General features: G+C 39.3%; 10 protein-coding genes. 4 read left to right on the top strand and 6 right to left on the bottom strand.

Features of this window, described 5'->3' with window-relative positions; genetic code table 11:
- Nucleotides 1-4: 4 nt before the first annotated feature.
- Nucleotides 5-2,890, bottom strand: a complete 2,886-nt coding sequence (locus tag VK159_RS06125) for an outer membrane beta-barrel protein (protein ID WP_324229252.1) — start codon at nt 2,888-2,890, stop codon at nt 5-7.
- Nucleotides 2,887-4,128, bottom strand: a complete 1,242-nt coding sequence (locus VK159_RS06120) for a 6-bladed beta-propeller (protein ID WP_324229251.1) — start codon at nt 4,126-4,128, stop codon at nt 2,887-2,889. Before VK159_RS06120 ends, VK159_RS06125 begins: the two co-directional genes overlap by 4 nt.
- 223 nt (nt 4,129-4,351) lie before the next feature.
- Here VK159_RS06120 and VK159_RS06115 point away from each other — a divergent pair, with 223 nt between their 5' ends.
- Nucleotides 4,352-5,359, top strand: a complete 1,008-nt coding sequence (locus VK159_RS06115) for a pseudouridine synthase (RefSeq protein ID WP_324229250.1) — start codon at nt 4,352-4,354, stop codon at nt 5,357-5,359.
- Nucleotides 5,349-6,074 (top strand): RNA pseudouridine synthase, encoded by a 726-nt coding sequence (locus VK159_RS06110; RefSeq protein ID WP_324229249.1) that lies wholly within the window; start codon nt 5,349-5,351, stop codon nt 6,072-6,074. Before VK159_RS06115 ends, VK159_RS06110 begins: the two co-directional genes overlap by 11 nt.
- Before the next feature lie 56 nt (nt 6,075-6,130).
- Here the strand turns inward: VK159_RS06110 and VK159_RS06105 are convergent, their stop codons facing one another.
- Together VK159_RS06105 and dinB are read right to left on the bottom strand one after the other, a co-directional pair.
- Nucleotides 6,131-6,766 carry a peroxiredoxin gene (locus VK159_RS06105; protein WP_324229248.1) on the bottom strand — a complete coding sequence of 212 codons (636 nt, stop codon included), beginning with the start codon at nt 6,764-6,766 and terminating at the stop codon, nt 6,131-6,133.
- Between the two features lie 106 nt (nt 6,767-6,872).
- Nucleotides 6,873-8,057: a DNA polymerase IV gene (gene dinB / locus VK159_RS06100; protein WP_324229247.1), complete on the bottom strand. Its 1,185-nt coding sequence runs from the start codon at nt 8,055-8,057 to the stop codon at nt 6,873-6,875.
- A gap of 68 nt (nt 8,058-8,125) precedes the next feature.
- On the opposite strand from dinB, the gene VK159_RS06095 reads away from it, so the two are divergent.
- Complete coding sequence (locus VK159_RS06095) at nt 8,126-8,713, top strand: hypothetical protein (protein ID WP_324229246.1); 588 nt, start codon at nt 8,126-8,128, stop codon at nt 8,711-8,713.
- A 109-nt stretch (nt 8,714-8,822) separates the two neighbouring features.
- Nucleotides 8,823-9,299 carry a hypothetical protein gene (locus tag VK159_RS06090; RefSeq protein ID WP_324229245.1) on the top strand — a complete coding sequence of 159 codons (477 nt, stop codon included), beginning with the start codon at nt 8,823-8,825 and terminating at the stop codon, nt 9,297-9,299.
- Nucleotides 9,300-9,367: 68 nt separating this feature from the next.
- Here the strand turns inward: VK159_RS06090 and VK159_RS06085 are convergent, their stop codons facing one another.
- On the bottom strand, nt 9,368-10,435 hold the full coding sequence (locus VK159_RS06085; protein WP_324229244.1) for a hypothetical protein: 1,068 nt from the start codon (nt 10,433-10,435) through the stop codon (nt 9,368-9,370).
- Nucleotides 10,436-10,726: 291 nt separating this feature from the next.
- Complete coding sequence (locus VK159_RS06080; protein ID WP_324229243.1) at nt 10,727-13,291, bottom strand: CHAT domain-containing protein; 2,565 nt, start codon at nt 13,289-13,291, stop codon at nt 10,727-10,729.
- Nucleotides 13,292-13,320 lie beyond the last annotated feature (29 nt).

Below are 13,320 nucleotides of genomic sequence, written 5' to 3'. Positions count from 1 at the left end.
TTTGTTATTGTCTGCCACCCATTCTCACACCAGGTCCATTTCCTCCACCGCCACCAACTCTACGACCACCACCTGGCCCGGCACCAAACTTTCGAGGAAAATAAGAGATCGTCAGCATATAGAATTGCTCCAGCCCATTGGTGACTGTTGTATTGATGCCATTACTGCCGGCATTGATAAAGATATTCCTGTTCTGCCGCAGAATGTCCATTGCAGAAAACTTGGTCTCAATTTGTTTACTCTTTAACAAGCGGTAACTAATATATGCATTCCAAAGCATGGACGTTTGTTTACTTGCCTCATTCCTAACATAGTTAAGCGTACTGCTCAGTGTAAGATTTTTCGGGTATTGAAGATTCATACTTGCAGACGTTACATAGTTTTTATTATTAAACGACTGCAACCTTCCTCCTGTTTGTTTGCTGTTACTCATATTTATTCCCTGCGATAATGAGAAGTTTATAATGTCAGTTACAGCAAAATACACACGGAGTGAATTGTTGAAGTTCTGCGTACGTGAAATTGAAAATATCTTATCGATGTAATTTGGTGATTGGCTATTAAATACGGATCCGCTGTAAGTGAACTGCAATACATTTTTTTTCAGTTTGATCGACGTATTAATGTTGCCAAACAAACTCCAGGTCTTTCTGCCATCTAAATTAATGAGGTAAACGTCCCGGCTACCATCATTGTAAATATTACTGCTGTCAACGATGGCATTTTTCACTCTTCCAATGTTACCACTAAGGTTGAAATTAATATCCGCTTTTTTATTTCTATTGTTACCCCTGTTATAATTGAAATTAAAGCCAACACTATTTGTTGCTGAAGGCTTCAAAAATGCGCCCCCGTAATTGAAATAGTATCGGTTTGTGCTATCGATGATGGGATACAATTGATCAAGACCAGGAATTGAATAGTTTTTCGAGTAATTGACGTTAAAATTAACGTTGTATCCATTTGTTTTTTGGTAGAAGTAAGCAATATTTGAGTTGGGCGTAAAGAACGCAAAGTCCCTGTTGAGGTTACGGTTGTTGAAATTTGAACGATCCTTTTCCCATAAGAACTGCCCCCCAAGATTTGTTGAAAATGTGATCGAACGAAAATATCTGTTCGACAGATTTTTGGTAAATGCTTTCGACAAATTCAAAGCAGGTTCTTCGCTGATACGATTATTATGATGGAGGTTCGTGATCTTATTATTGATGACATACACCTTTCCTGTAGAATCGAAATCACTTACATTATAAGTAACGTCCGATTTACTAACCTGGAAGTTATTTGTTACTCTTACATTAATGTTCCAGAGATTATTACTACCAAACAATAAACGCTTCAGTGCATTATAAGTAAAGTTCACGCCCCCGTTCCAGTTGTTTGTGTTTGAATTATAAAGGCGGTTTAGTGATGTATTTCGTGCCGGGTTCTCATACGAATCAAAATCTGTAAGCGTGTTACGGATACTTTGATTTTCGCTATATCCTGAGTTAATCCTTAAAGAAAAACTTTTCAGGTTTCGTTCATCACTATCCTTGTTTTGAAAATTTCCACTGAGGTTGATGTTACGGTTTGTGGTTTGCGATTGAGACGATTCAATATTTTCACTTACAATACCCACACTGTCTCTTTCACTTTTTGAAGTTGACGATGAATTACCAATACCTTTTGTTTCACTCATTGAAACACGAAAGCCGAGATCCTTATCCCTGTCACGTTTATTATAGTTTAGCCCTATGGTTTTTGTATCATTATCCTGTGTTGAGTTTCTTGTTGAGGTTGTATACAATGCGCCTGCACCCGTTGTTGAAACGCCCCTTGAACTGGAGATTATATTGTTCACATTACCACGCCCAGTTAAGTCAAGTGATAACTCGTTTGTACGTTGGTTGTTTGTTGTTTCAATAAAGCTATGCTGGAGATTAGCACCAACGAAGTATATTTTGTTAATGCCTTGTCCGCCAAAATTTGCTACATACCTGTTGCGTGGGTTAAAACTCCTATAAGTTGTCTCACCCAGTAGCGATTGCAGATCCTCAACTCCTTTATTAATATTGTTGATGGCAGCGCCAATACCAAGCCTTGTTTTTTTATTGTATGCCTGTAACCCGAGATCACCTTCAAAGCGATTGTCAGTTCCTATGCCAACACCACCTTTACCAAAGTATCCGTTCTTTTTATCGGCTTTCAGTTTAATATTCAAGGTCAGCAACGAATCAGATGCTGTTCGTTCAGCTGCATTTTTTGTACGGTCTTCTTCAGTGTACACTTGTATTTTTTCAATCGCATTCTTTGGTAAGTTTTGTGTAGCAATAGCCGGATCATTACCAAAGAAAGGTTTCCCATCTACATACACATTGGTTACTTTTTTTCCATTTACTGTTACGGTTCCATCTCCCCAAAGTGTAACACCGGGAACTTTGCGCAACATATCTTCTACCACTGCATTTGAATCAAGTTTAAATGCAGCAGGATTTATTTCCAAAGTATCGCCATTCATACGAATCGGTAACACTGCTTGAATCACCACTTCATCAAGACTTTTAAAGTTTGTGCCAAGTTGTATGGTGCCAAAGCTGTAAGACGAATTTGTACTGTCGAGCTTGATGGTTTTTGAAAAGGATTTGTATCCTGATGATGTAAGGCTAATGAGTAAAGACACATTCAAAGGCAACTTATCAAAAGCAAACTCCCCCGATGTATTGGTGAGTTGATAGTTCAATAAGGTGGAATCACTTTTTTTATAAACAAGTACAGTTACAGACTCAAGTGCATAATCGTTTGCGGAATCTTTTACAAGCCCGGTAACAGTACCCGCAGAGCCCACTGTTTTCTCTTGCGAAAAAATAATGCATGGGAGAAGGAGCAGTAGAATGGTAATTATTTTCATTTGGTTTTTGTCAATGGTTTCAAGATGATGATAACGGGATTTGCTGAAGATTTACTCTTATCGAAATATGTTTTTACTAATTCAGAATAGACAGGCTTTTTATTTTGCTCTGTTTCCTTAGAACGGAACATGGCATCAGAAGATATACTGCTGTATAAAGCTGTGTTATCATAATACTGGATGTTCCAACCCATGATTGGCAGGAAAGCGTTGCTGCTGTCGGGTGTTATCCTGTTGACATTATAAAACCGGTTGCTATTTCTATCAAACAAAAACCGGCGATCACGCTTTTGATAATCGAGTGAGAAGAACAAAAAATTATTAAACGGAACCAAGCCATCTATTTGCCAGACGTAGCCAGGATTAGTTTGTTTGTATTCACGCAATTCATTGCGTGAGCTGAACTCTTTGTTGAAAAAAGTTTTGGGTACCGTATTCTCAAAAGGAAGAACAAAATTATAAAGAGGCGTAATACTGTCGGTTGTTAATTGGTAAATGGAATAATTGTACGGTCTTGTAAAGAGTAAAGTATTTGTATTGCTTGTATGGAAAAAATCAATATTTCCGGGCTCAGACAAATAAGATGACTTTCGCTTTGGGTAAGGGAAATAAGCACGGAGTGTTTTATTCCCATCAGATATTTTCAATTCATAGTCAACAGAGTCTTTTGCGTCCTTATCCTCCAGTACTATACTGTACACCCATTCTTTTGAATTAAAGTAATAAGGATTAGCCATGTAAATTGTAAAATCAGGTATTTCTTTGATCTGTTCTTTCTGAATATCAGAAAGGTCATACAGAACAGCTCTTGCATACTTTCTGTTGTTCTTTGAGAATGGATTGCGGATAAGTTCATCTATTTCCTGTTCTGTTGGTCTGAAATTTCTGTTCATCTGCAAGAGATAGAGTGCATTCTCCTTTTCAAAAAACTGCATGGTACCAATTGTGTACTTATCATCCTTGTATTTCTTTACAAACTTCCCTGACTTGTCAAAAAAATAAAGACCCTGTGTATCGTAATCGAAAACAATAAAGTATTGCTGCGTTACAACAAGTCGGCTGATTTGTCCAAACAAACTTTGTTTTGTTGTTTCCAGAGGTATGTAGGTAATACTTTCAAAAATTCTTGATGCTGGTGCACCAATAGTGGAAGCCGGGTCGAAATAAAGGGTTTGAGGAGATTGCCCTCCTGCTACATAGGTCATCAACGAAAAAAGGGCAACGAAAAAATTTCTCATAGATTAGTTTGACGAGTTGTTTGGGAAATTCCTGCAAAATAATTTCTGAAATGTTAAGTATGCGCCAATCATTGGATGAACGGTTGCGCAACCGTTTGGCCAGTATTAAATCAACAGCTTCTCACAATGCCCACAACTAACGAGTGATATCTTATTTCTTCCCCTAAAGCATTTCAATTACCTTTGTCGCTCATCCTGTTGCAAAACAGCAAATACAAGCATTATGACAAAAAAGAGTTTTGGCAATTTTCAAAGCCAGAAAACAAACGCCCAAAAGAAAGAAGAGTTCCGCCAGGAAAAGAAAAAGGCAAGAGCCGATAAGAACGAATACTTCGCTAAAAAGAAAGCAGAAGAAAGAAGTTTAAGACCACAAGCTACCAGACCGACGAAAAAGGGCGATGCTTATGTAGCTAAAGCGCAAACACCTGCTGAACCCATTACTTTCAAACGTGAAAATACAAATGGCGAAATGCCATTGAATAAATACTTGGCACATTGCGGCGTATGTAGTCGCAGAGAAGCTGCTGAAGTAATTAAAACCGGAACTGTATTAGTAAACGGAAAAGCAATTACAGAGCCGGGACATAAAGTAACCGACAAGGATGAAGTAAAAGTAAATGGCAAAAAGATCAGCATACAGAAAGAACTGGTGTACATCCTGCTAAACAAACCAAAAGATTATATCACTACTTCAGAAGATCCGCAGGGAAGAAGAACCATTATGGATCTGATGAGAGGCGTATCAACCAATCGTATTTATCCTGTTGGTCGTTTAGACAGAAATACAACCGGTGTTTTGTTGTTGACGAATGATGGTGAACTCACACAAAAATTATCGCACCCCAGTTTCCAGGTAAAGAAAGTGTATGAAGTAACACTCGATAAACCTTTGGAGAAAAAAGACTTCGAAAAACTACTGAACGGTGTTACACTAGAAGATGGTTTTATTGCACCTGATGCATTGGGTTATGCTGATCCGAAAAATAAAAAGATCGTAGGTATTGAAATACACAGCGGCCGTAACCGTATTGTGCGCCGTATGTTTGAATCGCTTGGTTACGATGTGAAAGGCTTGGATCGTGTACTCTTTGCCAACCTCACCAAGAAAAATGTTGATCGTGGCAAATGGCGTTACTTAAACGAAAAAGAAGTGCGTCTTCTGAAATTCCTCAACAAGTCGTTTGTAAAAAAGAAAGAAGAAACAAAAGGCAAAAACAGAGATGAAGAATAAACTCGAAATTATTGCCGAAACTGATCACTGGATTGCACTCAACAAGCCATCTGGTTTATTATCTATTCCCGACCGTAAACAAACTGAACCATCATTAAAAGATTGGTTGAATGAAAAATATGGGAAGGTTTGGATCGTTCATCGTCTTGATAAATTCACCAGTGGTTTAATTGTGTTTGCAAAAGATGAAGAAACACATAAGCTTCTTTCAAAACAGTTTGAAGACCGTACAGTAGAGAAATTTTATCTCGGTCTTGTACACGGCACCCTGGCGAATAAAGAAGGAAGTGTTGATGCGCCAATTATGGAACACCCTGCGAAAAATGCAACTTATATTACACATGCAAAAGGCAGAGCTTCATTAACTGATTATAAAGTATTGGAAGAACACGGCCTTTATTCGTGGATGCAATTCCAGATACATACAGGACGTACTCACCAGATACGTGTGCACATGAAACATATTGGACATCCTATAGTTTGCGATGAAGTCTATGGTACTGCCACCCCCATTCTTCTCTCATCCATGAAGCGAAAAAAATTCAAGCTTGCAAAATCAGAAGAGGAAGAGCGACCATTGCTTAATCGTCTGGCATTACATGCATGGAAGCTTTCATTTACTGATGTTGATGGTAAAAAGGTTGAATTAGAAGCCACACTTTCAAAAGATCTGCGGGCATTGTTGCAACAATTTGAAAAATGGATCAAAAAATAAAAGCCACCAATCTCTTGGGGGCTTTGCATAACCAGATCATTTCATCAATAGAAAACTCACTTATTGGGTTGCGGAGTATAACGTAAATAAGGCTTAATAACTTTCACGCCTTTTGGAAATTTCGCAATGGCTGCTTCGGTAGTTACGGCAGGTACAACAATTACATCTTCGCCTTCTTTCCAATCGGCTGGTGTAGCCACACTGTAATTTGCCGTTAACTGTAATGAATCAATTACACGTAACACTTCATGAAAATTACGACCTGTTGATGCTGGGTATGTAATAAACAGTTTTACTTTTTTGTCGGGGCCAATGATGAACAAAGAACGCACTGTAAATGTTTCTGATGCGTTGGGATGGATCATGTCATACAGATTGGCCACCTTCCTGTATTCATCGGCAATGATTGGAAACTCAACACTTGTATTTTGCGTTTCGTTGATATCGCTGATCCAGCCTTTGTGGTTTGCTACACCATCTACACTTAGCGCCAGTACTTTTACATTACGCTTTTCAAACTCATGTTTTAATAAAGCTGTTTTACCAAGCTCAGTTGTACATACCGGCGTATAATCTGCAGGATGCGAAAACAAGACACCCCAACCGTCACCGAGGTATTCATAAAAATCAATATCACCAATGCTTGTTTTGGCCTGGAAATTTGGCGCTACATCACCTAAACGTAAACTCATAAAACAGAATTAAAAAGTGAACAATAGAATTTGAGAGAGCAAATATAGCATTTCCCTACTTATCAGATAGACTTTACAACTAAAAAATTTACCCCACGAACATCAGTTAGGAAACATCGGGCAATTCATTGTCTTCCGCTTTTCGCTTTGCATTTCGACCTTTTGTTAGTAATGCTTTACCAAAACGTTCTTTCACGTTATCGATGGCCTTGTACAGTTCGTTCTTCTTCTGCACATCCTGGAAGAGATTTGTTTGTGAAGCTTCATCGGTTAATTCACTCAACTTAACGCCAAGCAAACGAACCGGCTGGCCTTTTTTATACAGTTGATGAAATAATTGTTTCGCATTGTAAATAAGTTCATCATCATAAAATGTATAGGGGATAGATGCCTGTCGCTGTTGTGTTTCAAAATTTGGGTAACGGATCTTTACCGATACGCAACCCGCCATTTTATTTTCCTGCCGGAGTTCATGTGCAATTTTTTCTGTTAAGCGAACGATCTCTTCTTCCAGAAAAGCAATATCGCTGCGGTTTTCATGAAATGTATTTTCGCTTGAGATTGATTTTGATTCATGATAAGCGTTTACTTCGCTGCTGCTGATGCCTTGTGAACGCAGCCACAGATCCCGTCCATGCTTACCCAATTGTTGTTCCAGCATAACAGGATTTACATTTTGCAGATCGCCGATTGTTTCAATACCCAGATCAAGCAATGTGTGATAAGCCTTCTCTCCTATTCCCGGAATTTTATTTACACGTAACGGAGCAAGAAATTCTTTTTCCTTTCCATATTCAATAACAATATAATTGTTGGGCTTTGCGAGATCGGTTCCAATTTTTGCAACAAGCTTATTTGATGCCATAGCAAATGAAATAGGCAATTGTGTGGCATTAATAATTTCTGCCCTTAAATCAATTGTCCATTGAACTGGATCAAAAAAACGATCCATACCTGTTAGGTCAATATAAAACTCATCGATCGATGCTTTTTGAAACAAAGGTGCTTTTGCTGCGATAATATCGGTGACCCATCTTGAGTATCTGCTGTAATCGCCTCGGGTACCCTGTAACACAATTGCATGCGGACAAAGTTTCATGGCCTGTGCCATAGGCATACCGCTGTGCACACCAAATGCACGGGTTTCATAACTGCAGGTGCTCACCACGCCCCTTTCTTTAGTTCCACCAACGATCACGGGTTTACCAATAAGCGAAGGATCGTTCAACCGCTCAACCGATACGAAGAATGTATCGAGATCAAAGTGTGCTATAATGCGTTTATGTGACAAATCAACACAGTTATAAAAAGGCAAGGTACAACATTGCAAAAAATACTTATTCTTGCAAAAATATTCTTATGAAACTCAAAAACCTTACCCCGATCCTCGCTGTAGTTATTCTTGCAACAACCTCCTGTAAAAAAGAAGGGAGTAGTGAAACAGCTTCTACTCCATTAACAGGGAGCTGGAAATTTATTTCATTAACAGGCAAAGATTCAACTGTTCATATTTTTAGAGACGCAGGTACTGAATTAAAGTATGAAATTGTTACAGACATCGCATCATCAAACCCTAAAGGTTTATACAGGTTTTCAGGCAACTCAATAACAGCCGAAGGTGTGGGTTATGATTACACTTCAACAATAACTGAGAGAGAATATGAGAATAATATTTTTCAATCAGAACAAATAATACCGTTAAGTGGAACTATTGCGACACAAAGCGGATCAAGCAAGTATAAACTTGTTAGCGCAGATTCACTTTATCTCGATCAAAACATGCTTGGCGGTACAAGTAGCGCACCGGGCGGCCTTAACTATAAACTGGAAGGCACGAAATTATCCTTGTTTGTAAAACAAACTCACGCTGATTCAGTGATCGATAATGGTGTAAAGATCATTGAAAAACTAAACACCGCCCTTACTATTGTACTGCAAAAACAATAATTGGTTTTTCCTGATTCCTATAAGGGCTGCTCAGTTGAGCAGCCTTTCCTTTTTTAAACTGTTTCGGGCCAATGTTTTGCATGTGAGAAATGAACACTAAATTTATTTCATGAACCTCGATTGGCTAAAAAGCGGCATTGCACCACTAGACAACCTCATCTCCTTTTTGCACAAACAAAGCAAAACAAGTGATGTGCTGAAGAAGCAGGTATTGATGGAACTGCGTAACAATCTCAACATTTTCAAAAATGGTTTTCTCAACGAAGTATCTTCCGATAAGATCATTGATCTTTTGAGCAATGATGCTATCCAGGAATCAATCAAACAGAATTTCGCATTTAAGAAACTGAAGGCAGGTGGCATAGAACCATACCATGTTTACGACGACCGAAACAAAAAATACATTGGATGGACAGCTGAACGCCTCATCGACAAGATTGATGAAAAAATTGTAGAGTTGAAAACATTGAAGAAAATGAACAATGGATCAGTTGAAAAACTCCGCAACAATGTTCCATTAATGATCAGCAATCTTTACTACCGCATGAAACTGCTGGCCGATTTTATCCAAAGCGATTTTAAATAAATAAGTCCTCCGTTGCCGAAGGACTTTGTTTCATAGTACAGATGTTTTCGACGGATGAACAACGGACCTTACTTGGTATTCAATTGTTGTATCAGAGAAAGCAACTGGGTTTCGGTTACTTCGGTGAGGTTAAATGTTACACCATAGTATGTTTTACCACTTGCAGGCGCTCCTACTGTTACATCCTGCATTTCTGCATAAATTTTATTGTCTTTAAACGTAATGGCGAGGAATGTACCTTCAATACCAATCGGGAAACTGTTCTGGTAACTTAACAATCCTTCTTTACCTGCAGGTGCATTCACAATTTTGTTGTACAATTTCACCAGGGTGTTTTGTTGTTTCACTTTAAAGAAGAGCATACTTGGTTCACCACCCATATAGTTTGTACTTGTTGCAGAGTTCCACTGATTGCTGAAGTAACCTAACACTGTTGTTTTCGGACGTGGGTCGCCCATCAACGCATCACAGTTACGCCATACACCAAGACTATCAAGATTGAAAGTTGAAGTACCATTGTTATTGTTTACAGCGAAGTTTCCATTCTGTACCCAGTTGATGCCACGTGGCACATAACCGGTTTGTGAAAGTGTTACGGGAAGATTTTCATGATCGTTACCATTGATAGAATAAGTTAACGCACTATCACCGGCCCACATTGGTATTTCACGTAAGAACTGTCCGTTAGCTCCGGCTTTTGGTGCAGCAGGCACCACCACCTGCGCAGGTGCATTCAATTGTAATTCATCAGCACCCTGGTTTGCTTTTACGGTCATTTCTCCATAAGAGACCAGCATTTGTCCACCGGCTTCGGTTGGTCTGTTACCGAGTAGCATATCACTTGCCTGGTGAATATCTTTTACTTGCACAGTAACGCTACCTGTTACAAGTTGTCCGTTTGATTTTTTGAATGCATTGGCCGGGAAGTTGATCTTTGTGCCTTTGCTTGTTAACAGTACACCACCTGTTGATGCATCGATCGTAAACGCTTCATACTTTGGTGCGTTCGCATCGAAGAAGGTTTTTACTTTTCCTTCGAACACGTGTGGCTGTACAATTGAGCCTTTGTCTTTTTTACAAGCAGTAAAACTGATAGCTGCTGCGATGGCGAGTGTTGAGAAGATTGACTGTTTCATAATAAGAAGTTTTAATTGTTTTTGTTTGTTGTTTGCAGGTATATCCGCAGCAGCGAAAGATTGTTACCCTGTTTGGGAAAGAAATTTTCAGGTTTTTTCTAACTCATTGATTTAAAGAAGATTGAGGAGGAATATTTTTGGGTAACAGGCTGCAGAATTTCTATGAAGTTGTGGTTGCGTCGCACACTTCAGGGTCTATTTCCCTACTCGTCATTTAAATACAAAGTATACACAGCAAACACGAAGCTTTGTGCTCTTTGTGCAATCCACCGTGTTCTTTGTGGTAAAAAATTAACGCTTGGACTTACGCAGGAAATAATAAGCAACCGGAAGCACTAAAAGAAACAACAACCAGTACCAATTGAAAGAAGATGTTTGCAATTCGATCTGCTGATCAACTCCTAAATAACTGAAGCCGCTCCAAAGCAATGGATTTTTTTGTGCAGGATTGCTTGTGTTTTGCAGGTATAATTTTCTTGCTTCGTGCAAGGCAGTTACAGGTGAATGTTGTTTTTGCAAAGAAGAATAAAACGATTGTATAAAAACAGGTGCAAGAGCATCATCCACTTTCCATCTGCTGGCAACTACTCCTTTCACGCCTTTGCTGATAAAAGCTCGTCCGATACTTGCATCACCTTCTCCATCCTGTAAGGACCCGGCGGCTGTTTCGCAGGCGGTTAGTACCACCAAAGGTGATGCAGTAGTAATGTACTGTAGTTGGCCAAGATAAAATTTCTCTTGCAATACAAGATAAGGTTGCTGTGTACTGTCGGCAACCGCATGCGATGCAAGATGCAATACAGCTGATGATTGCATGGATGCAACAAACTCATTGGCATCGGTTGTTGCTGCCTCGTACAAGTTTGCTTTGAATTGCTTGTTCAGCTGATTTGCTTCAACAAGTGAATTAGGCAACGCTGCAAATCCATCCTTTGGTTGACTAAAAGTATAAACAGTGAATGGTAATTTTTGGGCTGACTGTTTTATCTCCTGCACATACTGCAGGAACGAGTACACATAACTTACTGCAGTTTGTTCGGCAAGAAACTGCTGTTTGTTATCCGTACTCAACGCTTCAAAGGGAAGATGATGCAACCAGGCATCAGCGGAAATGACGAGTGATTTAGATTTTAGTTCAACAGGAAGTACTTGCTTTCGCAGTTCATTTGCTGATTGATAATAAGCGGCCGGGTTATTATTGTAAGTTGATGATGTTGGAGAGAAGTAAGTTTGCAGCAATAAATCTGTTTGTTGTTTTACAGCAGCCGGCAGACGTTTACAATTAATCGTTCCATGTGTTGCATGCAATAAATAAACCTGATTATTGACGATACTGTAGCTGATAAAATCGGCCTTTGCCGTTACTTCCTTTAACTTCTGCTGAAACTGTTGCAGCGAAGGCTGCTCCAGCAACTGAGCAAAACGGTTTTCCTGCAAGCCGAGTTGCAGTTCCTGTTTGCGGATTCGTTCGCTGATGAGTGTTTTCTTTGCAGCATCATTTGTTTCAGCTAATAAGAGATAATCGTTTCGCAGCTCAGCAAATAACTGCTGTTGTAATAAAGAGGTGCTGTCAGTTTGCCATTGTCTGCTTCGGCTTTGTTCATTCAATAGTTTACGACCTTTTGATAATTCAATAAGCCAAAGTAACTGTTGAGCTGATTCCTGTTTCCCTGTTTGACTGTATCGCTCTTCGAAAAACACAATAGCTTCTTCGCTCATGGTATTACTGTTACTGCTTTGCAAAGCATTTGAAGAAGTTGTGATCAACTGATTGCAGTAATAATCATTGGCAACTGCAAGCTGATAGTAATACCCTGCACTGTCTGGCTGTTGTGTTGCAAATCCTTTCGCCAATCCTGCGTACAAAGTTGTAACTGTATGATCGGGAAAATAACCGCTGCTGCTGATATTGAAATACTGCAGTCCGTCTTTGAAATTTTGAATACTGCTATCACTTTGTTGTAACTGAAAGAACAGATTACCTTTTTCTGCTTTCAGTTTTGCTTTATCACGCTGCCTGCTGTCGGGGTAGGTCTGTTCGAGTATCCTTTCTGCGTTCTGTAATTTCTGTAAGGCTTTGTTCCATTGCTTTTTATCGTACAAAATTTTAGCAGAGAGCTGCAAGGCGCTCACCATCCACGAAGCATCTGCATCAACCGCATCGGCAGAGCGAAAGAATTGCAATGCTTTCTGGTTATAGAAATCAGCACTATCCATTTTTGCTGCTGCATAAAACGCATCGGCTTTTACATTGTACAGCAAACCGGCTACAGTTGGCTGCTTCGTTATAAATTGCAAGCCTTTGTTGCAGCTTGTTTGTGTTGCATCATAATTTCCCAACCAGTAATACGTAATGGCCTGGTTACTGTAAAGCGACGGAAGCAGATTCAATTGTTGTTCAGCACTTGCCTGTTCTATCGCTGATTGCTGCAAGGCAATGGCCTTATCATAATCGCCCAGCCGCACATAATTATTCCCGAGTGGTTTTATAATAAACTCTTCAGCTTCATAAACAACTTTCTGCTGTTGCTGATAGTTCAACCCTTTTTCATACCAACGTGTGCTGGCTTGTATCTGTCCCTGTTGTAATAAATGATAAGCGATGTTTAAAATAAAATCGAGATAAGCTGTTTGTTCCTGTTTCGATATTGGCTTACGCCACAATGTTTGTTCAAGTGAATCAGCTTTGTTGGAAAGATAAAAAGGATGCTCATCAGTCAGATCGTACAGCTTTTCAAGATAAGCCTGCAACTGATCCTTCGGTTGATAAACTTCATTCCATTTTGATTTTTGTTGTGGCTCATCGTCACCCGAAAAAAACAACAACAGGAACGCAATGCTGCCGAAGGGCAGCAAACGATGAAGGAAAGATTGATATGAATGAG

The organism is Lacibacter sp. (assembly GCF_035299325.1).
Classification (GTDB): domain Bacteria; phylum Bacteroidota; class Bacteroidia; order Chitinophagales; family Chitinophagaceae; genus Lacibacter.
Note: the sequence above shows the minus strand (reverse complement) of the source record. Positions and strands in the feature narration are given on the sequence as shown.